A 26,181-nucleotide genomic window follows, 5' to 3' on the forward strand; every position below is an offset into this window, starting at 1 on the left:
ATCCTCCTCGCTTTTTTAAATATATTCATCTAGCAGCTGTGAAAGATTTTCTTTGAAGTTCTCAAATGTAGGGTCTTTGATTAAACGATCAACAAACCCTTTTTCCTGGATTATTTTTCCAAGATAATTCCACAGCTGAAAAACTTTTGCATTATTCTTTTCGATCGCTACCAACATGACTAAGCGAACCTTATTTCCATCAGTATCCCAGTTCAGCTCATCCTTTAACAAAATGACTGAAACAAATGTTTCTGCCATAATCGGATTAATCGGATGCGGTAAAGCAATTCCATTGCCAAAGTAGCTGCTGCCCAGACCTTCTCGCAGTTCAACCGCCTCTCGCAGCTGGAACACCTTATCCCCGACTTTGGTTACAGAAATGGAGCAAATCTTATCTAACACTTCTTTTTTTTCACTAAAACGTCCATGGTAGAACAGCTTTTCATTAAATAAATTCACAATATCGAACTTGTCATTAAAGCCATCAATTGCTAATTTGATTTTTGAATATTCCGTTTCACTAGGGAAAAAACTAATTAAAATTGCGCCAATTTTGTCGGTAAATTCTGTTTGCTCTGTTGTAAAAATCACATCATAATCCTCTACATCAATTGCTTGAATTTCATGGGTGTTCAGCAGCGTTAAAACAGTTATCTCATTTGCAAACCAAGTAGCAAAACGTTGACGAAGCAAGACACTCTCACTGCGCTTCAAGCTAGTAATAATTAAAATACGTTTCTTTCCAGAAATATCATTGTACTTCGCTAAGTATTGATTAAAATAAATGGCTAAATAAGCAATTTCGCCTTCTTCAATCCGCTTATGAATATTTTCCTGTAGCAGCAAGCACATATAGGCTGCAATATCAAAAGCCAATGGAAATGACTGCTTGATGTGATCCAATAATTGGTTTTCATTTTGAATATTGTATTCAATTCTAGTTAAAAGTGGCATCAAGTGCAGAGCCAAAGAAATTCGCAAATCAATTTCTTGTCTAAAGTCAATGTCGAATTTTTCATTAATTTCCTTTAATGAATGTAAGATAAAGGTATTTACCTCTTCAGAAATATAGTCATCATTTTCATAATCGCTTTTTCCTTTAATATAAATCGCTAAATTAATTGCTTCCTCGTGGGATACCTTGAAGTAAAAGCGCTCAGCTAATTTGGCAAAAATTTCGTTGGCAACGTCTATTTCTGATTCAAAATCACTAGTTTCTTCTAACTCATGAGCACCAATGTAAAATCCCGTGTTCATTCGTTTAATCGCCATCTCAATATGGACGATCAAATTTTGGAAAAGCGTTTCTGAAATATGATAATGATGTTTCAGCAATACACTGACCAAAATCTTTTCGATATCCTGCCGTAAGTTCTCTTGATTACTTAAGTTATCTTGATTTTGATGAATTTCGATATGCCCCAGCTTTAGCAGGCATTTCCGTTTGTTGTATTCGCTGCCGACTATTACAATCCCTGAATTTCTTTTGCGTTCAATTGTCAACTGATAATTGCTTAACAGATTGTCCGCTTCTTTTAAATCAGAATTAAGCGTTGAAGCCGAGATAAACAGTCGATCCATTAACGCTTGACGGCTTATTGGCTTTTTTTGATTCAGCAGTAAAATACATAGTTTTCTCACGCGATCTGATTGGTTTTGTTCATTAAACATTTCACCATCTGTCATAGCCTTTTGATAAAGCTTTGTATCGTTAATCACCAGCTTACTTCCCTTTGAAGCTACGGAAATGAGTTCAGCATAGTTCTCCTTGGCTAGCTCTTCACGAATTCGTTTAATATCGGTTTGAATGGTGCGCATACTTACGTCAAATTTATTTACAAAATAGTCAGCAGTTAAAAAAGAGGGGCTATGAGTTTCGAATACTCTTAGTATTTCTTTTTGTCTTTTACTTAACACGATGGCTTCCCCTCCCTCGTTTTTATCTTTACTTGCCGTTGACTTCTCCAATGATCACTTTTACACGTTCTTCTACCTGTGCGATTGCTTTCTTGGACAACGACATAATGTCAAACTCATTGTGGTTCTTTTCATAGGCTTGGCCAAAGGTGCGAATGAATGCTTGACGGAGATCTGAGCCATAATTCACTTTAATCAAATTTTGTTTTTTAGCTCTTCTTACTTGCTCGAAAGGAATCCCCGATCCACCGTGTAAAACTAAAGGTACTGAAGAAATTTGTGCAATTTCTTCCAACAATGGAAAATCCAGGTTTGGTGACAAATCCATCCCGTGGACATTGCCAATAGAAACCGCCAGTAAATCGCAATTGGTCCGCTTAACAAATTCCGCTACATCAGCTGGATTTGTTTTGGCATCTTCTTCAGCAATGTGATCATCTTCTTTTCCACCGATTGCCCCAAGCTCTGCCTCAACAGGAATGCCATAAAAGTGGCAATACTCAACGGTTCGCTTCACTTCCCTAATATTTTCCTCAAAAGGAAGATGTGAAGCATCAACCATGATAGAAGTAAAGCCAGCATCGATGCAGGCTTTTACATCTTCAAAGCTTTTCCCATGATCTAAATGCAAAGCTATAGGGGTAGTCACCTCCTGCATGGTGGACTTAACCATGTCAGCGATAATCTTCGGACTTGATAGTTTCAAATTGCTGGAAGAAATGGCAATATAGCCACCCAAGCCCGTTGCCTGATAACCCTTTATAATAGCCGTTGTTAATTCATAATTGGTTGTATTGAAGGCAGGTAATACCAAGCCTTTTTCCCGTGCATACTCCATGAGCTTGTACCCATTTACTAGTTGCATTGATTTCCCTTCTTTCTCTCTTTCTACGTCCATCTTATACTGAAAAAGAAAGGAGAAGGATTGGACATTTTGCATGATTGTTCCTGCAACTATTTTTTGTAAAAAATACTTATTTAGTGAACAAAACATGCTTTTTTTCGGCTAGAACAAAGAAAGCATCTATTCACACAATTGGAATAGCCTTGATCATTCGAATCATTTATTTATGCAAGCCCAGATTGCAGGAATAATCCTGCAATTTTTTGTTGCTATATACTGCTCCTTCTTATGAACCACTCCTTTTTATTACTTGCTCTCATTCTCTTTTTTTTGCTTCTATTTGACGTAGCTGCTTTTGTACTGCTTATAAAAAATTGTACTATACATTGAAGAGGTTAAATTTAAAATCAGCAAATGACTTCGTTTGCAAGAGGTACTTTGTCAGTTTTCCTAAACTAAGCCGATCATTTGACTAATTATTCTTTTAAAGAGAAACTAAATGAGAGGAGTGATATCGATGATTCAAGCATATAAAGAATATTGGAAAAACATTACGGTGATGGACGCTCGTGCTACTCGCAGTCAATATTGGTGGCCGCAGGTAGCTAATTATTTAGTCTTATTTCTGTACAGCTGGTTAACTAATCTATCGAGATACTATGATTTTTCAACAGAATCGGTAAAAGAACTGAACATTCGTGTATTGATCTTTTTAGTTCTTTCATTTCTAATTTGGTTAGCAAACTTTACTGTCCGTGCAAGAAGACTGCATGATACGAATAAAAGCAACTGGTGGATTTTGCTTTACATCATTCCTATTTTAGGACCGATTATCATGTTTGTACTACTAATTTTGCCAAGTAAACCTTTTTCACGCTGGACTATCAATCAGTCAGAATTATCCTAAGTTAGATTCTTAGAGTCAGAAATTTCTGGCTCTTTTTTGTGCCATTTTTTATTTACCCGGTCTTATTTTGCCTTATTTGTGAATCTTTCTTTAAAGATACTTAGACTATTTAAAGAAGTTTCCAATAGTACTTGTTTTCACAAGTTATCTGTATTAATATCTGGAGCAAGCATAAATGGAACAGAGGGATAATTATGAACGATTCAATTACCATCCAAGAATTTTTGGTACTTTCGGCTAACGATAGCCTGCATGTGCTGGACCTCAGAGATCCAGATATATTTGATACAACAGATTTGGCAAGCTTTACTGAGCTCACAAAAATTCCATTAACACAATTAGTAAATCAATTTACTCAACTGGACAAAACCAAAACCTATTACTTATTTAGTCAATTTGGCGACCAATCAGAAATAATGGCACGCTTTTTAAGACAAAAAGGCTATCATGTAGTTAACGTTATTGGTGGTGCAACTGCCTTTACTCACTATCTAGCAAGCTAAGAAAAATCAATAATACACCTCATTTATCTGTTCTATTAGACAAATGAGGTGTATTACATTTTATTAGTACTTTTTGTAAGCAAATAAATTGAGAATTTTGACCTTATCCGATACTATTAAGATACATTGGAAGAAAGGGAGTATATTAATGGCAAAAGTACTAGTTGTGAAAGCGCACCCGCTCACAAATGAAGATTCACAAACACTAACTGTGTTAGATGCATTTATTTCAGCTTATCAATCAGAACATCCTGAGGATATTGTCGACATTGTTGATTTATTTCAAGTAAGTCTACCGGAGATTGATCAAGATTTATTAATGGCTTGGAAAGAACTAAGTCAAGGTAAAGAGTTCACAGATTTGGGTTCAGACCAACAAGAAAAAGTTCGCTTATTCAATGATTTCACCGAACAATTCTTAGCTAGTGATAAAATTGTCATTGCAAATGCCTTGTGGAACTTGAATATTCCAACCCGTTTAAAAGCATGGTTTGATACTGTTAACGTGGCAGGCAAAACATTCAAGTATACAGCAGAAGGCCCTGTTGGTTTAACAGAGGGTAAAAAGGCCTTGCATATTCAATCCAGCGGCGGTGTTTACGATGGAAAAGATTTTTCAGCGATGTATGTAAAAGAAATGCTGAAATTTGTTGGTGTTACTGACTTCTCAGCTGTTTACATTGAAGGTGCAGACTATGATCCTAATCAACGTACTGCTATTGTAGATGCAGCAAAAGAAAAAGCCGTTGAAATTGCTAAAAACTTTTAACAAACTCACAGCTTTATGCTGATTCAAATAAAAGAGGTCACTAGAACCAAATCACAAAAGATTGGTTCTAGTGACCTCTTTTTGTTACGAATCAGCTGACTCTTCTACAGCTTCTTCGTCATTGTATAGTGTCGAGACACTCTTGTACCATTCGAAGACATGTGTAGCGATTACTTTCGCCACAGCATAGAATGGAATACCTAATATAATTCCAGCTAGTCCAAAAATTTTCCCAGCTGTCAGCAGGACGAACATAATGGTTACTGGATGAATTTCCAGCTGGCTGCCTAAAACTAAAGGAGAAACAATTCTACCTTCAATCGTTTGTTCAATTGCAAATACAATGATTACTTTTACCAACATAATCGGCCCAGTCACAATTGCAATGAATACAACTGGAACCATTGCTAAGAATGATCCTAAATAAGGAATCAGATTTAGAAAACCAGCTAAAACGCCTAGCAGAATGCCGTAGTTCAATCCCACAATGGAGAAACCAATCATAAACATCACCGCTACTGCAAAAGCAACTGTCAGCTGTCCACGAATATAAGAGGCTAGCTGCTGATTCATTTCACTCAGCACACGATAAGTTGGGCGTCGCATTCTATTTGGCAAAAAGGAAACTAAGTATGGCCCTAAACGTTTACCATCCTTCAATAGGAAAAATAGAATGATCGGTGCTGTAAACAAAGCAATCACAATATTAGTGACTACAGATACCACACTACCTAAACCTTGCAAGGTTGCTCGTGAAAGATTTTGAGTCAAGTCAGTAATAGATTCCAATATCTTTTGCGCACTATTTTCAATATATTCCTGAATTGAACGGAAAGAAGGATCTTTAAACAGCTGATCAGCTTTCTCACCAATTGTATTGATATAGCCTGGAAAGCTTTTAACAAGAGATTGAATCTGCTCTCTAATCTCTGGAACAATTACCACGATTCCCCAAACCAGCAATAGTAAGACGACAATGAACAATAGGATAATACCGTATTGCCGCTTTATTCCCTTCTTCTCCAAGTAATTAACAACTGGATTCATCAAGTAAAAAAGAATCCCGGCTAACACCATAGGCAGCCCCACAATAGCAAAAAACTGCCCCACAGGTTCGAATAGGTAGGAAACTTTGGTAAATACTAATAAAATCAAAAGTAAAAGTAAGACAACTACTAGGCCCACTACTACCTGATTATTTAAAAACCACTTCCAAAACCAGGAAGTCTTTTCCGTAAATTTCTTTTTATCCATGCATTCACTCCTACAAGAAGCTGATTTCCATTCCTGCTTCAACAGTTGGTACAACTTCGGGTTCTAAATAGACGCCATTAGCACTTTCGTTTTCGCTTTTCTTAAAGAAAAGTGTCGCATGACCGATTTCATTTAAGTTTTGGTTGGCTAGACCTCCTAATGCTGTTACTTGGTACACTTGTTCACCAAAGCGAATTTCACTGCCAACCTTCAAATCAAACGGCTGTGCATCGACTTTCCGCTGAACGATCGAATGAATCGCTAGTTCCGGTGTAACTGATTCACCAAAAAGAATCAGAAGGGGTTCTTCATTGACTGCTTGTTCTCCAATTTGAATAATTTCTGTTTTTGTCATCATTCACGCTCTTTTCTAGTTTCTTGTTCAATTATATCATAAACTTGTAGCTATCCAAGTCTCTTCCATACTGGTAAAATATAGACAACCAATAAAGGAGGATATTATGATTAAAACGATTCTTTTAGGAACTTATACTCGAAATAGAAGCGAAGGAATTTATCAAATTCAGTTGGATACTGAAAAAGCAACGCTGGATAACTTAAAACTAGTTACTGAAGAAATCAGTCCGACTTACTTAACAAAAAGTCAGGCTGGCAATCTTTATTCTGTTACAACCAGAAATGAAGAAGGCGGTGCATCCAGCTACGACGCGCAAATGAATTTTTTGAACGCAGTAACCGAAGAAGGCGCCCCTTTATGTTACGTTGGAGTAGATGAAGAACGCCAATTGCTTTACGGGGCTAATTATCATAAAGGTGAAGTGAACGTTTATCGAATCGAAAAGGATGGCTCGCTAACCGCTGCTGCTTCTGTTTTCCATGATGAAGAAACTGGTCCACATGAAAATCAAAACACAGCCCATGTCCACTACACTGATCTAACACCAGACAAACGTTTAGTCGTATGCGATCTTGGTACTGATCATGTTTATACTTACGATGTTGACCAAGATGGACAATTAACCGAGGTGGCTATTTATACTAGTCAGGCTGGCAGCGGCCCTCGTCATATTGTTTTTCATCCAGAGAAAGATTTAGCTTACTTGTTTGGTGAATTGGATAATACAGTTACTGTTTTAGACTATAATCGTGAAGATGGCAGCTTCCGTGCCATTCAAACACTCTCCACTCTTCCTGAAGATTTTTCTGGTGAGAGCTCTGGTGCAGCGATTCGCATCTCAAATGACGGTAAATTTTTATATGCTTCAAACCGTGGCCATAATTCAATCGCTGTCTACAGTATTTCTGAAGAAGGAAAACACTTAGAGGCCATTCAATTTATTTCTACCGAAGGCGATGGTCCTCGTGACTTTAATCTAGATCAGGAAAATCAATACGTTGTTTGTGGAAATCAAAACACCGACAACTTAACCTTGTATCGTCGTGACTCAGCCACTGGTAAGCTAGAACTGTTGCAAAAAGATATTTATGCACCTGAATGTGTTTGTGTTTACTTTGATTAGAAAGGGTTTTGAATAATGAATAAAGAAGAAGTTCTGGAACGTCTTAGTAAAGACTTGAAAATTCCACGCTTTACCGGAAAAATTGAGGACAAAGAATATACAGAAGAAGAGTACCAAAAACTTAAAAATGATTTGAATGACTACTTTGAAAACTATGTGCGCAATATAGAAAACTAATGAAAAGGTGCTGGGGAAATACTTGATCATTTCCTCAGCCTTTTTTATTCAAGGTACAAAAAAACCACCGACTGGGGATCGGTGGAAAAAGGAGTAAATATTTTAAGGAGAAAATACTTACGTAATAAAAAGAAAAGGTTGTTTAGGTTATGGATATAATATACCCTAAACAGCCTCTTCTGTATTTAAAATCACGTTATATTAAAATTAGAAAACGTTTGTTTTGTTTGCCTTTTTTCTTATTTTAGTAAAAGGTTCGTAATTTTTTGGATCGTTTTATAGATCGTATCAGTTGCAAGATCCTGTTTTTGTTCAGCCGCATCAAAGGCTTTAACATTGACTTCTGGCAGTAAACTGTCCGTCATTTCTTTACAGCCAGCTACGTAATCCACATAGGCTTTTTCAAATTTTTTATGATTTCCCATTACCTTAGCAGGCGGCTTTAATAATTGAATTTTTTTCAAATTCAATTGATAAAACTCCGTTCCTTCCGCAAATAATTCATGGATTTCAGAAATTTCCTTAGAATCAAGTTCCTTTTTCTTGTCAATGGCATTACGGATTTTTTCATAGCTGGGATGAAGTTTTTCCCCCATCTCTTCGGTGTTTTTTATGATTTCATTGATTTCACGTGCATAAAATCCTACATTGGGACGCATACTATCTCTCCTCTTACATATTCGTTCTTAAAAAAGCTGCCGCAAAAGCGACAGCTTTTCTATTAGTTATTATACCTTAATTCAGTGCTTTGCGTTGGAAGAACTTCACAATTTCTACAATTGGAATAATCGCAAAGGATGCCCCTAACACAATGCCCCATTGATATAAATCAAGATGAGCTACTCTGAAGACATCGTTTAGTCCTGGAACAACAATGATCACCATCATTAAAGCAAAGGATAGCAAGATTGCCCAGTTAAAGGTACGGTTGCGGAATGGTCCAACCTTGAAAATCGATTGATGCACTGATTTTACGTTAAAGGCATGGAACAGTTGCATTAAGCCTAAGGTAGCAAAAGCCATGGTTAAGGCATCTGAATGGATTGCGTCATAGGTACTGTGAACCGGCCACTGAATTGCAGACCAGTAAACAAACAATACCGTAGCACCTTCTAAAATACCTTGATAGATAATACTAGAAAATACACCGCCTGAGAAAAGGTTAGAGTTTCGGCCACGCGGTTTGTGAGACATTAAATCTTTTTCAGCAGGTTCCATTCCCAAAGCAATCGCTGGGAAAGTATCTGTTACTAAGTTGATCCACAATAAATGAATTGGTAATAAAGTATCCCAACCAAACAATGTAGCTAAGAACAATGTCAATACTTCACCTAAGTTAGCAGCTAACAAATATTGCACAGATTTTTGGATATTTGAGAAGACTTTACGGCCTTCTTCAACAGCGACAACAATTGTTGCAAAGTTATCATCGGCTAAGACCATGTCAGAAGCTCCTTTGGATACTTCAGTCCCTGTGATCCCCATTCCGATACCAATATCTGCTTGCTTCAAGGCAGGCGCATCATTCACGCCATCACCAGTCATGGCAACAACTTTGCCTTCTTTTTGCCAAGCTTTTACGATCCGCACTTTGTGTTCAGGGGAAACCCGAGCATAAACCGAGTACTCAGAAACTTTTTGTGCAAATTCTTCATCGCTCATTTCGTTCAGCTGAGCGCCAGTTAAGACTGCATCATCGTCACCTTGTTCAACAATCCCTAAACGAACTGCAATTGCTTCAGCAGTATCTTTATGGTCGCCTGTGATCATAATTGGACGAACACCAGCTTCTTTAGCGACACGTACTGCCTCTGCTGCTTCTGCCCGCTCAGGATCAATCATTCCTACCAGTCCAGCAAAAATCAGATCATTCTCAACAATTTCAGATTCCATTTCTGTTGGAATAGTATCGACTATTTTGTACGCCATACCTAGAACTCGCAATGCTTGTTGCGCCATATCGGTATTGTTAGCTAAAATATCACTTTTTTCTTTTTCGGTCATTGGAACAATAGTATCATCTAATAATACTTTATTCGTACGCGTCAGTAATACATCTGGTGCACCTTTGACAGCAACTAAATATTTACCATCAGCTTGTTCATGAATAGTACTCATCAGTTTACGATCTGAATCAAAAGGTAATTCAGCTACCCGTGACTCTTTTTGTACTTCCTGACGAACATCAAAGCCTTTGTCCAAACCAAATTGTACTAAAGCCGTTTCGGTTGGATCACCAATCAATCCGCCTTCTTGACTAAATTTGGTATCGTTGGCAAAGTTCATGACTTTGACTGCCATTAAATTATTAGGAATTTCCTCTTTAGCACCAATCTGCTGATTGTTCACATAGAGCTTTTCAACCGTCATTTGGTTTAAAGTTAAGGTACCCGTTTTGTCAGAAGCAATAATATCAGTAGAACCTAATGTTTCAACAGCTGGCAATTTACGAATAACCGAATTACGTTTGGCCATAACTTGAGTACCTAAAGCCAAAATAATTGTTACAATTGCAGGCAACCCTTCTGGAATAGCAGCTACAGCTAATGAAATTGATGTTAAGAACATCTCATCCCACGAAGTTCCATTAATCGCAATACCGACTACAAACATAATTGCCGCAATCACGATAATTGCAATCGTCAAGAATTTACCCAATTGATTCAAATTATTTTTCAGCGGTGTTTCAGTTTCATCCGCCTGAGCAAGCATTCCAGCAATTTTACCAACTTCCGTATTCATTCCGGTATTAACTACTACACCACGGCCGCGACCATAGGTGACATTACTATTAGAAAAGGCCATATTAACTCGATCACCAATACCTACATCCTGCTCATCAATAACGATCATTTCTTTTTCCACCGGCACAGATTCACCAGTTAAAGCAGCTTCTTCAATTTTCAATGAAGCAGCTTCTAATAAACGCAAATCAGCAGGAACCACATCACCAGCTTCAAGCATCACGACATCACCAGGTACTAGTTCTGTTGATTTGATTGATTTTATATGATTGTCTCGCAGCACATTGGCATTAGGAGTGGACATTTCACGCAATGCTTCAATTGCTTGTTCAGCTTTGGATTCTTGCAGTACACCCATTACTGCATTAATAATGACAACTGCTAAAATTATGATTGAATCCACAACTTCGTGAGAGACCACGGCTGAAATAACTGCGGCAAAAATCAAGACGATGATCATCATATCTTTAAACTGTTCGAAGAAACGAACGATCATACTTTTCTTTTCGCCCTCATCTAATTCATTGGGACCAAATTCATTGATTCTTTTTTCAGCCTCACTTGAAGACAAACCCTCCTGTGATGATTGCATCTTTTCTAAAACTGCTTCAGGCTCTTCAGCATAAAAAGGATGCGATAATTGTTGCTTTTTCTCCTCTGACATGTTCTTCCTCCTTTGTTATTCTGCACCACCAAGTCTACTCTACTTCCTGAGAAAAAGGAAAAAAAATAGACTTGTGTATGCTTAAAGAACATACATAAGTCTCACTATTTAAGACAACACCAGAAATTTCTTTCTTGCTGGTGGCGTTGCCACAGCTTCAGCTGCTAGTTACTCCCTCATGAATAATACAAGTAGAATTATACCATGAGGAAATACTAGAATTCAATCGGTCCCAAGTGATTCTTTTAAGATAAAAGGCTTTCATCCATACTTTTTGTCCAAAAATCTTGTTCTGTCCCCTGCTCCATCCCCATAATAAACTTTTCACGGATATCGTGATAGTCTTCAGCAAGAGTTGTAACCAGCTGCTTCATTTCTTCCCGTTTCGTTTGTTTATCTACTGGACAAGGATTGAATATCACTGGCAGCTCTTCGCGTTTTACAAAGCGGATAATTTGTTTTTCCTCAATATAAATTAATGGTCGAATTAAGGTTACACCCGTTTTAGTCAAATAGCTTTTTGGTTCAAAGCTGTTTAAGCGACCATGGAAAAGAAAATTCATAAAATAAGTTTCAATGGCATCATCCAAATGGTGACCCAAAGCAACCTTTTGACAGCCTAGTTCTTTGGCACGGTTGTAGAGAATACCTCGACGCAATTTGGCGCATAAGGAGCACGGAGAACGTTCCTGACGAATATCAAAGACCACTTTAGCAATATTGGTAGGAACGATCTCCAGCTGATAGCCCAATTTCGCTACAAACTCCTTCAAAGGAGAAATATCACAGCCTTCAAATCCCATGTCTAAGCATATTGGAATCAATTCGAAGTCAAAGCCTAGACGACCTTGACAACGAATCTGATCCAATAAGTAAAATAATGAGGTACTGTCCTTACCGCCACTCATTCCTACAGCAACCTTATCACCGGGTTCAATCATTTGATGGTTTAGGATAGCACGGCGCATCGGATTGTAATAGTGTTGATTATCTTTTTTCTTAAAACTCATAATTACTCCTCAAAAAATTTTTCCTGCAGACTGTACTGCTTCCCTGCTGTAATATCATACTGAATCATCTGATAATCCTTATAGATATCTTCTTGCTTTTTATTTAGTCGGGCTGTTTCACCCCATTGACCACTTTGGTAATACATTCCTTTTTCAAAAGCCGGAATCTCTTCCTGTAGAGTTAACAACAGCTGATGAAATCCCGTAGTTTGAACACCCGCTTGATTAAGCAAATCAGGCGTAAAATAAAAAGGACTGGTTATAGCATTCTGTTGATCCTGCTTCTTCAATTGATGGCGATTATCGTATAAGAAAAACTCTGTTTCATGCAATGTGTGTCCAGCATTTTCTACTTGAATCTTCTCGCTGTAAATTCCTGGTAAGTGATCACCCCAAAAAACAACCAATGTTCGTTGATCTAACGTATCCAGTTTCTTTAGGAATTCTTTCAATGATTCACTAGCATAGTAAATATCCTGCAGGTAATTGTTTACCGAAGCGTTATTGTCTCCATAAGCTTGGAAATCATTCTTAGTATATTTTCCGTTGTAAGGCATATGAGTCTGCATAGTAACTAAATGGATAAACTGTGGATTGTTTTTAGCTAATAGATCCCAAATTTCTTCATAAGCAGATGCATCAGAAATATACGGATTGTTTTCCTGTGTCTCTGTATGCTTCATTGTATCCTCATCTAAAAACTGGTCAAACCCCAATACCTCATATACGTCTTTTCGTTTATACATTGACGTATTATACGGATGGATAGCTGTTGTGTCATAATTCCGTCCTTTCAACAAGGAAACTAATGAAGGCAATCGATCCATTTTAGGTACCAGCATCGTATACGGTGTGGTCATTTGTGGATTGAACAACTCCATCGAAAAGCTGGTAAGAGCTTCAAATTCGATGTTGGCTGTTCCTCCACCATAATTTTGTGAAAGCATTTGGCCACTGTAGGTAGATTCAGCAATTTCGCGATAGTCAGCCAATGGGTCTCCACCATTGATTTGAATTCCTTTTAAACGGCTTGGATCTGAAAAGCTTTCATTCATAATGTACACAATATTTGGTGTTTCATCTGATTCATCTTTAGGGACTTCCGAAGTATATTTTTCTGTGATCTTTTTGACAGCTGCTTGAGAATAGCCTTCAGGTTCATCCATCGGCTCTACCCTTAGGTTATATAAAAAACCACCCATAAAGCCAGTATTATAATAATTCATTTCCTGACTGTAAGGAATCCATAGAGCTGTTTTATTGTAGGCCTTACGAAGCAAATTGTCGGGACTATTAAAATGACTGATATAGAGCAATCCCAAACTGCTAATTGCTAAAACAACGAAACGAGTAATCTGCTGTTTTTTAGTCAGCTTTCGACTTCTATAAATGCTGAAACCAGTAATCGCAATGCCAACAATCAGCAGTAAAAGAAAACCAATAAATAGGGGCCAGCCAACAAGATCACGAATCATACCAAACTCCTTGATCATTTTTAAATCATCTGGATAGATCGGCTCTGTCCGATACTTCATTTTGAGATAATCTGCAATTCCAATGCCGATAATCAAAAAAGTATAAAACAAACTGCCAAATAGAAAAGAGCCCATAATACTTGTGATAAATAAATAGACAATCAGTAATACTAAGCAGCCCAGAAAAAATTTCTCTGTATGCCAGGAAAAGGCAAACTTGAAGGCTAAATCAAAAGAAAAATCATTTTGCGCTAATTGTAAAAATAGATTGGAAACAATTATCAGCAAAAGAATGCCTAAAATACCTCCAGCTGTTTTCACTATTCTTTTATGTTCGCGTAATTTATTAATGTTAGTCAACTCCTACTAATCAATCATTGGTTATTTTAGCGAGAAATCAACTAAAAGTAAAGATGACATTATTTGTGGGGCTGCGCTAAAACACGTACCCGCTTCATCCCAGCAAGCTGCTGCAATCTCTCGGCTGTTTGTTGCAATTTCACCTCTTCAACTGACTCGACATCAATAATTACGTAAATGAAATCTCCTTTACGATTACTGATCATGTCTACAATCTCAAGTGATTCCTCTGAGATTGCCTCAATTATTTTTTGCCACATCTTCGATTGATTCTCATAAAATAGTGTGAAGCGATACTCTCCTCTAAAGGGTAGCTTTGCTGTAGGAAAGTTCACGGAATCTTTTACCGTGCCGTGGAGCAAAAATGCTTTCAAAGCTTTGGCAGCCGCTGCCCCACTCCCACTGAGAGCTTCTTCTGTCGTTCCGCCAATATGAGGAAGCTGCAGAATCTTCTTGTGACCTTGTAATTCGCTTTCGGGAAAATCGGTAATATAGCCAGCCAATTGTTCGTTTTCAATGGCCTCCAAAACAGCCGAGCTGTCGACAATTTCTCCCCGACCAAAGTTTAGAAGATAGGCTGTTGATTTCATATGCTGTAATTCTTGCTTAGAAAGCAGCTGTTCAGTGTTCTCTGATAAAGGCAGTAACACTACAATGAAATCTGCTTCAGTCAAAATGGTCTCTAAAGAAGCAAAACGCATAATGTCACTTTCTGGATCATTGCGAGCGTAGCCTAAGACTTCCATACCTAATTCGTAGCAGCTTTCTGCCACTAAAGAACCAATTGCTCCGATTCCTAAAAGCCCCACCGTTTTCCCCTGTAATTCTTGGCCAACAAAATCAGCACGCTTTTCTTCAGCCATAGTTAATAGGTCACTGCTTTTTAGCTGTTCAACCATCTCAGCAGCTTGGAAAATAGGGCGAGCTGTCAGAAACAGACTAGCCAAGACTAATTCCTTTACTGCATTAGCATTCTGACCAGGTGTGTTCATAACGATTGTTCCATTTTGAGTCGCTGCTGCTACATCAATAGTATTAATGCCCACGCCTGCCCGAGCAATTGCTAATAGCTGATCATTTAAAGTCTCCGCTTCAACTTCACCGCTGCGAATCATCAAAGCATCTCCAGCTTTAGTTGTAACTTTAAAATGCTTTTTGTCTAATGTTGTTAGCTGCTCTTCATCGAAATCCGCTAATAATTGAATCTTGTACATGTTCTTCACCTCTTTAAAAAAAGAAACTGGAAGCAAATCCTTCCAGTTTTCCCAAAGTTATTGTTTCCAAAAATCATCAAAGACCGTAATCGGCAAATGACGTTTGTGCTCCGTTTTATTCCACCAGTTTTCAATCGTTTCCTGCGCTTTTTCACTGATTTTTTTGCCCTCTAGATAATCATCAATATTATCATACGTTACACCTAGAGCAACCTCATCAGCAACTAAAGGTTTGCCATCCTCTAAGTCAGCTGTTGGTACTTTCAAATAAATGGCTTCTTCAGCTCCTAATTCTTTTAGCAGCATCTTTCCTTGTCGTTTGTTTAAACGGAACAACGGAAGAATATCTGCACCGCCATCCCCAAACTTGGTAAAGAAGCCGGTAATGTTTTCAGCAGCATGATCTGTTCCAATTACTGCACCGCTTTTTTCACCAGCGATACCATATTGCGTAATCATACGTTGTCTTGCTTTAATGTTTCCTTTATTGAAATCACTGACAGTTAGTCCAGCTTCTTCTAGTGCTGCTACCTGAGCATCTACAGCTGGCTTAATATTTACCCGCAAACTTACGTCTGGTTGAATAAAAGCAAGCGAACGCTGTGCATCTGCTTCATCAGATTGTTCACCATAAGGCAAGCGAACAGCAATAAATTGATACTGATCGTTTCCCGTCTCTTCTCGCATTTCTTCCATAGCTAATTGAGCTATGCGTCCAGCTAAGGATGAGTCCTGTCCACCGCTGATCCCCAACACAAATGTTTTTAAGAAAGTATGAGCCTTTAAATAGTCCTTTAAAAAAGTAATGCTGCGTAAAATCTCAGCTTTTGGATCAATCGTTGGTTTAACACCCAGCTCTTTAATGATTTCCGTTTGCAGTGTCATTGTATCGCTCCTTCATTTTTGCTACAGATTTTCGTACTTCTTCCATAATTCTATTCTTATGATCCCAGCAATCTTGTGACAAGTCCACTGGGTACTTCTGAGGGTTTAAATCCCGCTTGTATTCTTCCCATAGCGAATCCAAATTATCTTTGGCAGTTTGCTTCACTTCTTCAATTGTCGGCAATTCATATACACACTCACCTGCCACAAAAATATCCTGTAATATAGGCCGAGCTGTAAAATTGCGGACAATTTTATTAATATAAGTATAAACTGGATGAAACATGAAAATTTCTTCCACTTCACGAGGATCTTCATTCCACAGGGTTACATAGTCCCCCTCAGATTTCCCGTCTGAATTACGAGTAATGCGCCAGACTTGTTTTTTACCTGGAGTCGTTACTTTCTCAGCATTGCTTGACAGCTTGATCGTATCAATCATCTTTCCATTGCCATCTTCAATCGATACAAGTTTAAAGACTGCACCCAAGGCCGGTTGATCATAGGCAGTGATTAGTTTTGTACCTACTCCCCAAACATCAATTTTAGCATGCTGCATTTTTAAGTTTTGAATCGTACTTTCGTCTAAATCATTAGAAGCATAGATTTTAGCATTTGGGAAGCCTGCTTCATCCAACTGCTGCCGAACTCGTTTAGAAATGTAAGCCATGTCTCCACTGTCAATTCGTACACCCAAGAAATTGATTTTATCTCCCATTTCGCGGGCCACTCGAATCGCACTTGGAACACCAGAATTTAGCGTATCATAAGTATCCACTAGGAAAACACAATCTTTATGGGTTTGTGCGTAAGCCAGAAAAGCTTCGTAGTCATTACCATAGGATTGAACCAAAGAATGAGCATGAGTGCCGCTATCCGGAATACCAAAAATTTTACCTGCTCGAACGTTGCTGGTAGCATCTGCTCCCCCGATATAAGCTGCTCGAGTTCCCCAAATAGCTGCATCCAATTCTTGGGCACGTCGGGTTCCAAATTCCAACAGGGGATCATCACCAATGACTGATTTTATTCTAGCAGCTTTAGTAGCAATCAATGTTTGGAAATTGACGATATTTAGTAATGCTGTTTCCACTAATTGACAATGAAGCAACGGTCCTTCCACTTGAATGATCGGCTCGTTGTTAAATACCAATTCTCCCTCTACTGCTGAACGGACAGTACAAGCAAATTTGAAGTTGCGTAAGTATTCAATAAATTCTAGTGGATAGTTTTCGACTTCTGCCAAATAGGCCAGATCACTTTCACTAAAGGTTAATTCTTCCAAATATTTTACTAAACGTTCTAGTCCCGCAAAGATGACATACCCATTTTCAAAAGGCATTGTGCGAAAGTAGCACTCAAAAACTGCATGCAAATCTGCCCTTCCGGTTTCCCAATATGTTTTCATCATATTGATTTGATACAAATCTGTATGCAGCGTTAAACTGTCATCCTCGTATAGCTTTTCCATAATCATGCTCCTTTTAGTAATTTCAATGGTTCTATTATATCAAAAAAAAGGAAAAGCGTACGGCTTTTCCTCTTTTATCACAAATTCTATTTCACATTGTATTCAATTAAAATAATATCCTTATAGTTATGACGGGGGCGTATACCCATTTCCATGATCTGTTTTTTATAGCCTACATTAACGGTAACCTCTTTGCGATCAACCTTTAGAATGCGATGGATGATCGTATCCACCTCGTCATGCTTTATTTTTCGCTGACGATTCAACAGCAGCAAAGAAATAGTATCAAAGCGATCCAAATAGATAATCTTTGTACGATCGTAAGCGTACAGTTTATATAGTTTGACTGCCTGCTGATTAGCAAACGTCAGCTTAGATAATTCTGGATACATTGCTTCAAGATTAACATTACTGGTAATTGGGGTCTCGATTAATTTCATCATTCACACTCCTTTTTTTGCTATTGTATCACAAGGATGTGAACATATTAATCAGCGAGTCCCGTTAATCGCAAAAATTCCTTAAAAAAAAGCATAAGTTTTTCTAACATCCTACAAAGCCTTGCTATCCATTGTTAAATCAGAAAAACAGAAGCCAAGGACAAAAAGGTCTATGGCTTCTGAGTTTGTTTATTTGGCTGTAGTTTTACTTGCACTCTCAGCTGCTAATTTTCCTGAAGTTAATGCCCAAGCATTATTTGCTCCTGATGGTGAATCAGTTCCCATAACACCACCGACTACTTCACCAGCAGCGTATAGACCTTGAATAGCTTCACCAGATTTGTTTAACACTTCCAGCTGATCGTTCGCTACAAGTCCACCCATTGTGGTTGCAAAACGAGGTTTTTGCTCAATTAGGTAGTAAGGACCCTCACCTACAGGTTTTTGCAGGAATTCTGGTTGACGTCCAAACTCCTCATCCTCACCTTTTTCTACGTATTCATTGTAAAGAGCTACTGTTTCTGCCAAACTATTTCCAGGCATGCCTGCTTTAGCTGCAAGCTCGGTTAAGGATTCCGCACGGAACGCTTTTGGTGTGCCCATCCCATTATTAGAAATCCAGCGCTCTAAATCTTCATGCGCAATTCCACCTTCAGCAACAGCATCAGCAAATTTTTCAAAGTGCTCTTGATCCAACAGAATGTAAAGCATTTGTGGATTTTGTTCCAATAATTTTTCTAGTATTTCTTTATTGCTGGCACGCTCATTGACTACACGTTTACCATCAATATTTACTAATAAACCATTTTCTTTCAATACAGCGATATTGCCACCGATAGTTGATTTTGCGTAGCCTTTAGATACTTCAACACCGTTTGGATAAATCTTTCCATGTTCCATTAAACGAGTATCTGCATCAATTCCTGGTGCAGTCGCCATCAACAAGCCATCACCGGTAGATGATTTTGTTCCATAGAACAAGACCTTGTTCAATTCTTTACTTAATAGATTAGGATTGTTACCATAGCCGCCAGTTGTTAGAATAACTGCTTGAGCAGTAATATTGTGAGTTTTACCGGTTTCCTCAACCGCTTTGATGCCTACAATTTTCCCAGCTTCATCAGCAATTAATTCTTCTGCTTTTGTTTGTAGATAAATTGTTACATTGCTATTCTCTAATGCTTTACGAGCACTTGCCGCAAAACCATGTCCCCCATCTTCATAAGCAAGCTCACGATTTTTACGGTATTCAGCTAACACATGCAAGCCGCCTGCCATATCGTAATCTACGCCCATATATTCATGAACCCAATCAGTCGCTTCTCCGACGTTTTGAGCTAATAAATTCAATAGTTCAGGAACATTTTTTCCACTTCCATTTTTTAGGAAGTCTTCCACCATTAACTCTGCTGTGTCATCCGTAACGCCTGCTTCAGCCTGCAGCTTAGAACCCATTACTACTTGGTTCCCGCCGCTGATTGAAATAGCACCACCGACAAAACTCATTTTTTCCAATAGAATTACTTGTAAACCTAATTGATCAGCTCGCAGTGCAGCAGAGATACCCGCTGCTCCAGAACCTACAATAACTACATCAGCTGTTTCTTCAACAACTTCTTTCGACCACTGAATGGTTGGTTTTGGTCTTGCTAGTAGGACCTCTGAGCTTGCTCCAGCTAATTCAACTGCTTCGGCAATTCCGTCGATAACCCCTTGACTCGAAGCGGAAGCACCAGAGATGACATCAACATTCAAGGTTTGTCCATCAATAATTTGCTGTGGCAGTCGTTCGAATACTTGATCTGATAAGCCTTCTGATTCTTCACCGGAATCAATTTCGATGCTTTCAATTCGCTCGGCTGAGAAGGTGACTTTCATTTCGATTTCACTGTTATGTCCTTTAGCCGCAACTGTATAAGTGCCTGGCTTGAACTCCAGCTTCATTTTTTGCAGCTCTTTCAAGCGTTCGTATTTACGTTTTTCTTCTTCTGGGTCTTTAACCATAACCATAGAATCCATGAAGTCCCACAATGGTGTTGGGATTAATAATTCCTTTTGCTTCGCAATGTGAGCATATTCAGGAATAGGTTGACCATCTTTAATCATTTGTACCCAATTAGGCTCTACTAAGAATCCTTTACCAACAGCTAATAAATCATAACCTAGTTGTAATGCATCATCTGCATTTTCACGTTGCAGGATTGCTCCTACACCCATGATTGGAATATTTGCCAGTTCAGGTGAACGCTGAGCAAGATACTTCGTAATTAATGGTTCTGGATCATTTGATTCAACAATCGATGGACGAGTATAAGCTCCCATTGAGAAGTGGAAATAATCAGGTTTTAAGGTAGCTAATGTATTCAACAAATACATAGTATCTTCAAAACGAATTCCTGGTTCTTCTAACTCTTCTGGAGAAAAGCGGTAACCTACAACGAAGTTTTCAGCTCCTTGTTCCTTTATAACTCGTTGAACTTCTTTCATGACTTCCATTGGGAAAAGGGCACGTTTCTCACGACTTCCTCCCCACTTATCTTGTCGTCGATTAGAGTGAGGTGAGAAAAATTGCTGTAGTAGGAATGTATTAGCTCCGTGAATCTCCACTCCATCAAAACCAGCTTCAATAGCACGCCGTGTCGCATCTCCAAATAGCGTAATCATCTCTTCAATCTGTTCCTCGGTCATTTCTCTAGGAACTGGAGCACCTGGTCGCAAAGCTGCTACCGGACTTGCTGAAATCGGGACTGCCCCCCCGTTTAATTCTGGCCAAGCCATCCGTCCTGCATGATAAATCTGCATGATGGCTTGCGAACCTTTATCCTTAATTGCTGATGCCAATTCAGATAGTCCAGCAACTTTCTTATCAGTATCTACACCTACTGCTCCTGGGAAGCCACGGCCTTTATCTTCAACAAAACAGCTCTCTACGATAATCGCAGCTGCATCGCCTGAACGGAATTTGTAGTAATCAATAATTTGTTGTGTGACCTCACCATCGTAAAATGCTGATTGGGTAGTCATCGGTGACATGAATAAACGATTCTTGAATGTAGCCCCTGAATTTAGAGTGACTGCATCAAATAAACTTCTTGCCATTATTGTTTCTCCTCCTATATAAATCTATAAATTTAATTTTTCCAAATAGGTAAAAATTTTATTCCAGTAAAACGACATGAGGCTTCAGCTTTTCCGAAACAAACAGTTCATTTGTCCGGCTAATAACTATTCCTTCTATTTGGGGCATTTGGTTCAGCCAGTTAAGTACTTTGTACGGCGATTCATGAAACAATATCGTTGTCCAAAATTCGCCATCTAAGGATTGATCTGATACAATCGTCAAACTTGCGATATCATTTTCTACCGGATATCCAGTAATGGAATCAAAAATATGGTGATATTTTTTTTCCCCTGTTTTCAATACTCGCTCATAAATTCCTGATGTTACTACCGATTGATCTTTACTCTCAATGACTGCCACGAGATTACCTCGTTCCTTCAGCGGATTTTGAATACCAATCTGCCAAACTCCTTCCGGATTTTTCGCAGATTCTCCGATAGTCAAAACATTACCGCCTAAGTCAATAATTCCTGATTGAACACCATTTGCTTGAAAAAAATCCTTAAGCTGATCAGCAAAGTATCCTTTTGCTAAAGCGCCTAAATCGATCTCCATACCTTTTTTCTTTAAAAACACCGTTTGCTTTTCTGCATCTAGCTCGATGTCTTCTAGGTTGATAAGTGACAATCGTTCTTCAATCTCATGCTTTGTTGGAACACGAGCATCTGCAAAACCGATTCGCCAGAGCTTGATCAAAGGTCCAATGGCGATATTAAGCTTTGAATGTGAAGAGATTCCCATATCTCGGCCTTTTTGGATTAGACTAAATAAATCCGCCGAAACTTGGACTGCTTTTATACCTGCTTGTGCATTAACATTCATTAACTCTGAATCCTGTTGATTTGCACTAAAACGTTGCTGAAAATCTTCTAACATTTTTTGGGCCTGATCTAAGAGCCGTGGGGAGTCGGAAGTATCAATAGATAAGGTAATAACTGTACCCATCATTTCCAATATACGGGTTTCCAATGACAAAAAATGGCCTCCTCTATCAAAAGCTTGTTATCATGTGAGCATTGTATGATAAAAATAAAACGACAACCTTTAAATGTTGCATTTTTTCAATAAATACTTCACTTATGTATCTTTGCAATTGATCTCTGTCCTTCGACAACAACTGCAACCTACATTGATATTCATTTGGTACAAAAAAAGCCCATACTGTTCCATGACTATTGTAAGAGAGAGAAACTATAAAATCTAATACTTTATTTGGATTATATCTATAAAAATCATCTATAAATCAGTTTTTAAGGTTAGCGCTTACAGCTTTCTTAAAATAAGTATATAAGTAAAGAGGCAAAAAAGAAATTGATTTTTCTAAATACAAGCGAATTCCTTAAGTAATTTTTATCCTTTGTTGCTAACGTCATTTTTACTAAAACACTTTAGCTGAATTTTCGTTAAAAAAAGAACCTTGCTTGATTCAGCAAGGTTCCTTTAAAGTTCTTACATCATACCGCCCATCATTGATGGATCCATTGCAGGTGCAGCTGCACCGCCTTCAGCAGGTTTGTCAGCCACAACTGCTTCTGTTGTTAACAGCAAAGCAGATACAGAAGCTGCATTTTGCAAAGCTGAGCGAGTTACTTTAGTAGGGTCAACGATCCCTGTTTCGATCATGTTTACCCACTCACCAGTCGCTGCATTGAAGCCAACGCCTTGTTCTGCGTTTTTCAATTTGTCGATAACAACTGAACCTTCGTAGCCAGCGTTCTCAGCAATTTGACGAACTGGTTCTTCTAAAGCGCGAACCACGATATTGATACCAGTAGCTGCATCGCCTTCAGCCTCTAATTCAGAAACTTTCTTAATTACGTTTACTAGCGCAGTTCCACCACCTGAAACGATTCCTTCTTCAACTGCTGCACGCGTAGAGTTCAATGCATCTTCAATACGCAATTTCAGTTCTTTTAATTCCGTTTCAGTAGCAGCACCAACTTTAACAACTGCTACCCCGCCAGCTAATTTAGCCAAACGTTCTTGTAGTTTTTCACGGTCGAAATCAGAAGTTGTTTCATCGATTTGACGTTTAATTAATTCTACACGTTCTTGCAATTGTTCTTTGTTGCCAGCACCTTCAACGATTGTTGTGTTATCTTTATCAACGACCACTTTACCAGCAGAACCTAAGTTTTCAACAGTTGCGTCTTTCAATTCTAAACCAAGGTCTTCTGTAATAACAGTAGCACCAGTTAAGATAGCAATATCTTCTAGCATTGCTTTACGACGGTCGCCAAAGCCAGGAGCTTTAACTGCCACAACGTTAAATGTTCCACGGATTTTGTTCAATACCAAAGTAGGTAGAGCTTCACCGTCAACATCGTCAGCAATAATCAGCAATGAACGTGATTGTTGCAATACTTGTTCTAACAATGGCAAGATATCTTGAATATTAGAGATTTTCTTGTCAGTGATTAAGATATATGGATTTTCTAAAGCTGCTTCCATTTTGTCATTATCAGTTACCATGTATTGTGACAAGTAACCACGGTCAAATTGCATACCTTCGACAACATCTAGTTCAGTATCGATCCCTTTAGATTCTTCAATAGTGATAACACCGTCATTACCAACTTTTTCCATTGCTTCTGCAATCAATTTGCCGACTTCTTCACTACCTGAAGAAACAGCTGCTACTTGTGCAATCGCATCTTTAGAGTCTACTTCTTTAGAAATGCTGTGTAGTTCTTCAACAGCTGTTTTAGTTGCTAATTCAATCCCGCGGCGAATGCCCATTGGATTCGCACCAGCGGTAACATTTTTCAAGCCTTCACGAACAATTGCTTGTGTTAGCACTGTTGCGGTAGTTGTACCGTCACCAGCAATGTCATTTGTTTTAGAAGCAACCTCTGAAACTAATTTTGCTCCCATGTTTTCAAAATGATCTTCTAGTTCGATGTCTTTAGCAATTGTTACCCCATCGTTAGTAATCAATGGTGAACCATATGATTTTTCCAATACAACGTTACGACCTTTTGGCCCTAAAGTTACTTTTACTGTATCTGCTAATTTATCAACCCCGCGAAGCATAGCTGCGCGTGCATCTTCTGAAAATTTAATTTCTTTTGTCATTGTTTCTCCACCTCAATCTTTTTTATTCTACAATAGCCATAATATCTTTGGCAGAAAGAATCAAATATTCTGTTCCGTCATATTTTACTTCTGTACCAGCATATTTTTCAAACATTACTGTGTCGCCAACCGCTACGGGCATTGGACTTTTTTCACCGTTATCTAACACGTTGCCTTCACCCACTGCAACAACTTTTGCTGTTTGTGGCTTTTCTTTGGCAGCAGAGGCTAAAACAATGCCGCCTACTGTTTTTTCTTCTTCTTGAGCGACTTCAAGAATGACGCGATCACCTAATGGTTTTAACACGATAAATCCCTCCAAAATAGTAATGATGTTAAAGTCGTTAGCACTCTCGAGTTAAGAGTGCTAACTCACAGTTATTATCATACCCATTTTTTATGTCTTTTGCAAGTCATACTGTCTTTTTTTTACAAATTTTCTAAAGCAGTCTTTTTCATTATGTATGCTATAATGGCTAACAAATCTGTTACTTAGAAAGGAAAGACAATGTCTACTAAACGGTATCTTTTTCTTACAATATTTACTTATGGTCTTGTTCTGTTTTCGCCAGTCATTTTTGCACCGTTTATCGGTGCAAACGTACAGCAGTTAATCCAAATTTCAACAGTTTCTTATATAGCAGGGGCTCTATTACTCTTGCTTTACTGGAAAAAGAGTCAGCCTTTAACTATTGAAAGAACGAATCGAAGCGGAATTTCCTCTATTCTTCTGGGCTTAGCAAGTATTCTAATTTCCTTAGTGCTGCAAATGGTTTTGCTGCAAATTGAAACTCGTTTAACTAACCAACCAGCAGCCTCTCAGAATACTCAGAACATTGTTCAGCTAATGCAAGAAAATTCGGTATTTATTATTGCTACTACTGTAGCAGGTCCTATTATGGAAGAAATGGTTTTTCGTCGGGCCATTTTTGGTAGTCTTAATGAACGGTTTGGCTTTCTTTTACCTGCAATAATTAGTTCCCTTTTGTTTGCCTTAGCTCATCAGGATGGTCATTACTTGTTATACGGTGGCTTAGGATTTTTCTTTTGCTGGTTATACCAATACACTGGAAAAATCTGGACATCTATGATTACTCATGTGGGGATGAACCTGATTGTTATAATAGCTCAATTGGCAATAAGTTAGTTCCATAAAAAACTTAATCTTTACCTTTTCGCAAAATTCCTCCTACACTAGATTTAGTGAGGAGGAATTTTTTATGAAATTAGCTATTATTGGTGCCACAGGTCATGCTGGTTCGTTGATTTTGAATGAGGCCTTAGAACGGCAAATCGATGTAACAGCAATTGTTCGCAAACCAGAGAAATTAGTGGTTGATGTCCCTTACTTGAAAAAGGATTTATATGATTTGACACAAGAAGATTTGTCTAAATTTGATGTAGTCATTGATGCTTTTCGTCCGCCCCTTGGCAAGGAAGAAATGCATCAAAGTTCCTTACAGCATCTTATAGATATCTTGTCAGGAACAAAGACTCGCCTATTGGTTGTCGGGGGAGCTTCTTCTCTATATTTAGATGATGAAAAAACGAAACGAATGATTGACGTTTCTGATCCTAAAGCACCTTATTATCCAACTGCTTATAACATGTACCAAGCCTTTTTGGAACTACCTAAGTCGAAAAATTTGTACTGGGGCTACTTAAGTCCTGCTGCTAATTTCGTTCCAAACGGTCCACGAACTGGCTACTATCAATTGAGTGATAATCGGTTAAAGAAAAATAATGATGGTCAGAGCGAAATCAGCATGGCTGATTATGCAATTGCTATAGTTGATGAAGCCTTAAATAACCAACATGCCAATCAACATTTTAGTGTCGTAAGCTTGTAAACCAGTAAAGGGATCGAACA

At 38.3% G+C, this 26,181-nt stretch carries 23 protein-coding genes; 7 read left to right on the forward strand and 16 right to left on the reverse strand.

Translation table 11 applies throughout. The annotated features are described in order from the left end of the window. Window positions 1-15 precede the first annotated feature (15 nt). Both I588_RS06905 and I588_RS06910 read right to left on the reverse strand, forming a co-directional pair. Window positions 16-1,917: a BglG family transcription antiterminator gene (locus I588_RS06905; protein ID WP_010755770.1), complete on the reverse strand. Its 1,902-nt coding sequence runs from the start codon at window positions 1,915-1,917 to the stop codon at window positions 16-18. 28 nt (window positions 1,918-1,945) lie between these two features. Beyond that, window positions 1,946-2,782 carry a class II aldolase gene (locus I588_RS06910; RefSeq protein WP_034692393.1) on the reverse strand — a complete coding sequence of 279 codons (837 nt, stop codon included), beginning with the start codon at window positions 2,780-2,782 and terminating at the stop codon, window positions 1,946-1,948. Window positions 2,783-3,278: 496 nt separating this feature from the next. On the opposite strand from I588_RS06910, the gene I588_RS06915 reads away from it, so the two are divergent. From I588_RS06915 to I588_RS06925, 3 genes are all read left to right on the forward strand, one after another. After that, the gene (locus I588_RS06915; RefSeq protein ID WP_010755768.1) at window positions 3,279-3,668 is read left to right on the forward strand and encodes a DUF805 domain-containing protein; all 390 of its coding nucleotides are present in this window, start codon (window positions 3,279-3,281) and stop codon (window positions 3,666-3,668) included. A 194-nt stretch (window positions 3,669-3,862) separates the two neighbouring features. Continuing rightward, entirely contained in the window at window positions 3,863-4,171 is a 309-nt protein-coding gene (locus I588_RS06920) for a rhodanese-like domain-containing protein (protein WP_010755767.1), read from the forward strand. A 148-nt stretch (window positions 4,172-4,319) separates the two neighbouring features. Continuing rightward, window positions 4,320-4,940, forward strand: coding sequence for an FMN-dependent NADH-azoreductase (locus I588_RS06925; protein ID WP_010755766.1), 621 nt, complete (start codon window positions 4,320-4,322; stop codon window positions 4,938-4,940). Between the two features lie 84 nt (window positions 4,941-5,024). Here I588_RS06925 and I588_RS06930 read toward each other — a convergent pair whose 3' ends face one another. Further along, window positions 5,025-6,194 (reverse strand): AI-2E family transporter, encoded by a 1,170-nt coding sequence (locus tag I588_RS06930; protein WP_010755765.1) that lies wholly within the window; start codon window positions 6,192-6,194, stop codon window positions 5,025-5,027. Between the two features lie 10 nt (window positions 6,195-6,204). Next, window positions 6,205-6,549 (reverse strand): PTS glucitol/sorbitol transporter subunit IIA, encoded by a 345-nt coding sequence (locus I588_RS06935; RefSeq protein WP_010755764.1) that lies wholly within the window; start codon window positions 6,547-6,549, stop codon window positions 6,205-6,207. Window positions 6,550-6,655: 106 nt separating this feature from the next. On the opposite strand from I588_RS06935, the gene I588_RS06940 reads away from it, so the two are divergent. Together I588_RS06940 and I588_RS27565 are read left to right on the forward strand one after the other, a co-directional pair. Further along, entirely contained in the window at window positions 6,656-7,675 is a 1,020-nt protein-coding gene (locus I588_RS06940) for a lactonase family protein (protein WP_010755763.1), read from the forward strand. A 15-nt stretch (window positions 7,676-7,690) separates the two neighbouring features. Continuing rightward, window positions 7,691-7,852, forward strand: a complete 162-nt coding sequence (locus I588_RS27565; protein ID WP_010755762.1) for a hypothetical protein — start codon at window positions 7,691-7,693, stop codon at window positions 7,850-7,852. 239 nt (window positions 7,853-8,091) lie between these two features. Here I588_RS27565 and I588_RS06945 read toward each other — a convergent pair whose 3' ends face one another. The 12 genes from I588_RS06945 to groES form a co-directional block, all read right to left on the reverse strand. Next, window positions 8,092-8,511 carry a hypothetical protein gene (locus I588_RS06945; RefSeq protein WP_010755761.1) on the reverse strand — a complete coding sequence of 140 codons (420 nt, stop codon included), beginning with the start codon at window positions 8,509-8,511 and terminating at the stop codon, window positions 8,092-8,094. Window positions 8,512-8,587: 76 nt separating this feature from the next. Continuing rightward, the gene (locus I588_RS06950; RefSeq protein WP_010755760.1) at window positions 8,588-11,260 is read right to left on the reverse strand and encodes a cation-translocating P-type ATPase; all 2,673 of its coding nucleotides are present in this window, start codon (window positions 11,258-11,260) and stop codon (window positions 8,588-8,590) included. A gap of 245 nt (window positions 11,261-11,505) precedes the next feature. Next, window positions 11,506-12,270: a tRNA 2-thiocytidine(32) synthetase TtcA gene (locus tag I588_RS06955; protein WP_010755759.1), complete on the reverse strand. Its 765-nt coding sequence runs from the start codon at window positions 12,268-12,270 to the stop codon at window positions 11,506-11,508. A gap of 2 nt (window positions 12,271-12,272) precedes the next feature. After that, the gene (locus I588_RS06960; protein WP_010755758.1) at window positions 12,273-14,105 is read right to left on the reverse strand and encodes an LTA synthase family protein; all 1,833 of its coding nucleotides are present in this window, start codon (window positions 14,103-14,105) and stop codon (window positions 12,273-12,275) included. A 59-nt stretch (window positions 14,106-14,164) separates the two neighbouring features. Next, window positions 14,165-15,319 (reverse strand): NAD(P)-dependent oxidoreductase, encoded by a 1,155-nt coding sequence (locus I588_RS06965; protein ID WP_010755757.1) that lies wholly within the window; start codon window positions 15,317-15,319, stop codon window positions 14,165-14,167. 57 nt (window positions 15,320-15,376) lie between these two features. After that, a complete protein-coding gene (nadE, locus tag I588_RS06970) occupies window positions 15,377-16,204 on the reverse strand; it encodes an ammonia-dependent NAD(+) synthetase (RefSeq protein WP_010755756.1) in 828 nt (275 codons plus the stop codon). Next, window positions 16,179-17,675 carry a nicotinate phosphoribosyltransferase gene (locus tag I588_RS06975; protein WP_010755755.1) on the reverse strand — a complete coding sequence of 499 codons (1,497 nt, stop codon included), beginning with the start codon at window positions 17,673-17,675 and terminating at the stop codon, window positions 16,179-16,181. Before I588_RS06975 ends, nadE begins: the two co-directional genes overlap by 26 nt. Window positions 17,676-17,761: 86 nt before the next feature. Beyond that, a complete protein-coding gene (locus tag I588_RS06980; RefSeq protein WP_034692392.1) occupies window positions 17,762-18,115 on the reverse strand; it encodes a DUF1827 family protein in 354 nt (117 codons plus the stop codon). 189 nt (window positions 18,116-18,304) lie between these two features. Continuing rightward, window positions 18,305-21,214: an NADH-dependent flavin oxidoreductase gene (locus I588_RS06985; protein WP_010755753.1), complete on the reverse strand. Its 2,910-nt coding sequence runs from the start codon at window positions 21,212-21,214 to the stop codon at window positions 18,305-18,307. 58 nt (window positions 21,215-21,272) lie between these two features. Further along, the gene (locus I588_RS06990) at window positions 21,273-22,211 is read right to left on the reverse strand and encodes an FAD:protein FMN transferase (protein ID WP_010755752.1); all 939 of its coding nucleotides are present in this window, start codon (window positions 22,209-22,211) and stop codon (window positions 21,273-21,275) included. Window positions 22,212-22,685: 474 nt separating this feature from the next. Then, window positions 22,686-24,311 carry a chaperonin GroEL gene (groL, locus tag I588_RS06995; RefSeq protein WP_010755751.1) on the reverse strand — a complete coding sequence of 542 codons (1,626 nt, stop codon included), beginning with the start codon at window positions 24,309-24,311 and terminating at the stop codon, window positions 22,686-22,688. Between the two features lie 22 nt (window positions 24,312-24,333). Further along, entirely contained in the window at window positions 24,334-24,618 is a 285-nt protein-coding gene (gene groES / locus I588_RS07000) for a co-chaperone GroES (RefSeq protein WP_010755750.1), read from the reverse strand. A gap of 201 nt (window positions 24,619-24,819) precedes the next feature. On the opposite strand from groES, the gene I588_RS07005 reads away from it, so the two are divergent. Together I588_RS07005 and I588_RS07010 are read left to right on the forward strand one after the other, a co-directional pair. Then, window positions 24,820-25,458 (forward strand): CPBP family intramembrane glutamic endopeptidase, encoded by a 639-nt coding sequence (locus tag I588_RS07005; protein ID WP_010755749.1) that lies wholly within the window; start codon window positions 24,820-24,822, stop codon window positions 25,456-25,458. A 73-nt stretch (window positions 25,459-25,531) separates the two neighbouring features. Continuing rightward, on the forward strand, window positions 25,532-26,161 hold the full coding sequence (locus I588_RS07010) for an NAD(P)-dependent oxidoreductase (protein ID WP_010755748.1): 630 nt from the start codon (window positions 25,532-25,534) through the stop codon (window positions 26,159-26,161). The last annotated feature ends 20 nt before the right edge of the window (window positions 26,162-26,181 follow it).

It is taken from the genome of Enterococcus pallens ATCC BAA-351, from assembly GCF_000407485.1.
GTDB lineage: Bacteria > Bacillota > Bacilli > Lactobacillales > Enterococcaceae > Enterococcus_A > Enterococcus_A pallens.

Excerpts from the sequence above, each read along its gene's own strand:
- I588_RS06945 (WP_010755761.1), bottom strand. The coding sequence starts at position 8,511 with ATGCGTCCCAATGTAGGATTTTATGCACGTGAAATCAATGAAATCATA.
- I588_RS06930 (WP_010755765.1), bottom strand. The coding sequence starts at position 6,194 with ATGGATAAAAAGAAATTTACGGAAAAGACTTCCTGGTTTTGGAAGTGG.
- I588_RS06935 (WP_010755764.1), bottom strand. The coding sequence starts at position 6,549 with ATGACAAAAACAGAAATTATTCAAATTGGAGAACAAGCAGTCAATGAA.
- I588_RS06965 (WP_010755757.1), bottom strand. The coding sequence starts at position 15,319 with ATGTACAAGATTCAATTATTAGCGGATTTCGATGAAGAGCAGCTAACA.
- I588_RS06955 (WP_010755759.1), bottom strand. The coding sequence starts at position 12,270 with ATGAGTTTTAAGAAAAAAGATAATCAACACTATTACAATCCGATGCGC.
- I588_RS07005 (WP_010755749.1), top strand. The coding sequence starts at position 24,820 with ATGTCTACTAAACGGTATCTTTTTCTTACAATATTTACTTATGGTCTT.
- I588_RS06910 (WP_034692393.1), bottom strand. The coding sequence starts at position 2,782 with ATGCAACTAGTAAATGGGTACAAGCTCATGGAGTATGCACGGGAAAAA.
- groL (WP_010755751.1), bottom strand. The coding sequence starts at position 24,311 with ATGACAAAAGAAATTAAATTTTCAGAAGATGCACGCGCAGCTATGCTT.
- I588_RS06915 (WP_010755768.1), top strand. The coding sequence starts at position 3,279 with ATGATTCAAGCATATAAAGAATATTGGAAAAACATTACGGTGATGGAC.
- I588_RS06920 (WP_010755767.1), top strand. The coding sequence starts at position 3,863 with ATGAACGATTCAATTACCATCCAAGAATTTTTGGTACTTTCGGCTAAC.
- nadE (WP_010755756.1), bottom strand. The coding sequence starts at position 16,204 with ATGACACTGCAAACGGAAATCATTAAAGAGCTGGGTGTTAAACCAACG.
- I588_RS27565 (WP_010755762.1), top strand. The coding sequence starts at position 7,691 with ATGAATAAAGAAGAAGTTCTGGAACGTCTTAGTAAAGACTTGAAAATT.
- I588_RS06985 (WP_010755753.1), bottom strand. The coding sequence starts at position 21,214 with ATGGCAAGAAGTTTATTTGATGCAGTCACTCTAAATTCAGGGGCTACA.
- I588_RS06940 (WP_010755763.1), top strand. The coding sequence starts at position 6,656 with ATGATTAAAACGATTCTTTTAGGAACTTATACTCGAAATAGAAGCGAA.
- I588_RS07010 (WP_010755748.1), top strand. The coding sequence starts at position 25,532 with ATGAAATTAGCTATTATTGGTGCCACAGGTCATGCTGGTTCGTTGATT.
- I588_RS06925 (WP_010755766.1), top strand. The coding sequence starts at position 4,320 with ATGGCAAAAGTACTAGTTGTGAAAGCGCACCCGCTCACAAATGAAGAT.
- I588_RS06980 (WP_034692392.1), bottom strand. The coding sequence starts at position 18,115 with ATGAAATTAATCGAGACCCCAATTACCAGTAATGTTAATCTTGAAGCA.
- I588_RS06950 (WP_010755760.1), bottom strand. The coding sequence starts at position 11,260 with ATGTCAGAGGAGAAAAAGCAACAATTATCGCATCCTTTTTATGCTGAA.
- I588_RS06975 (WP_010755755.1), bottom strand. The coding sequence starts at position 17,675 with ATGGAAAAGCTATACGAGGATGACAGTTTAACGCTGCATACAGATTTG.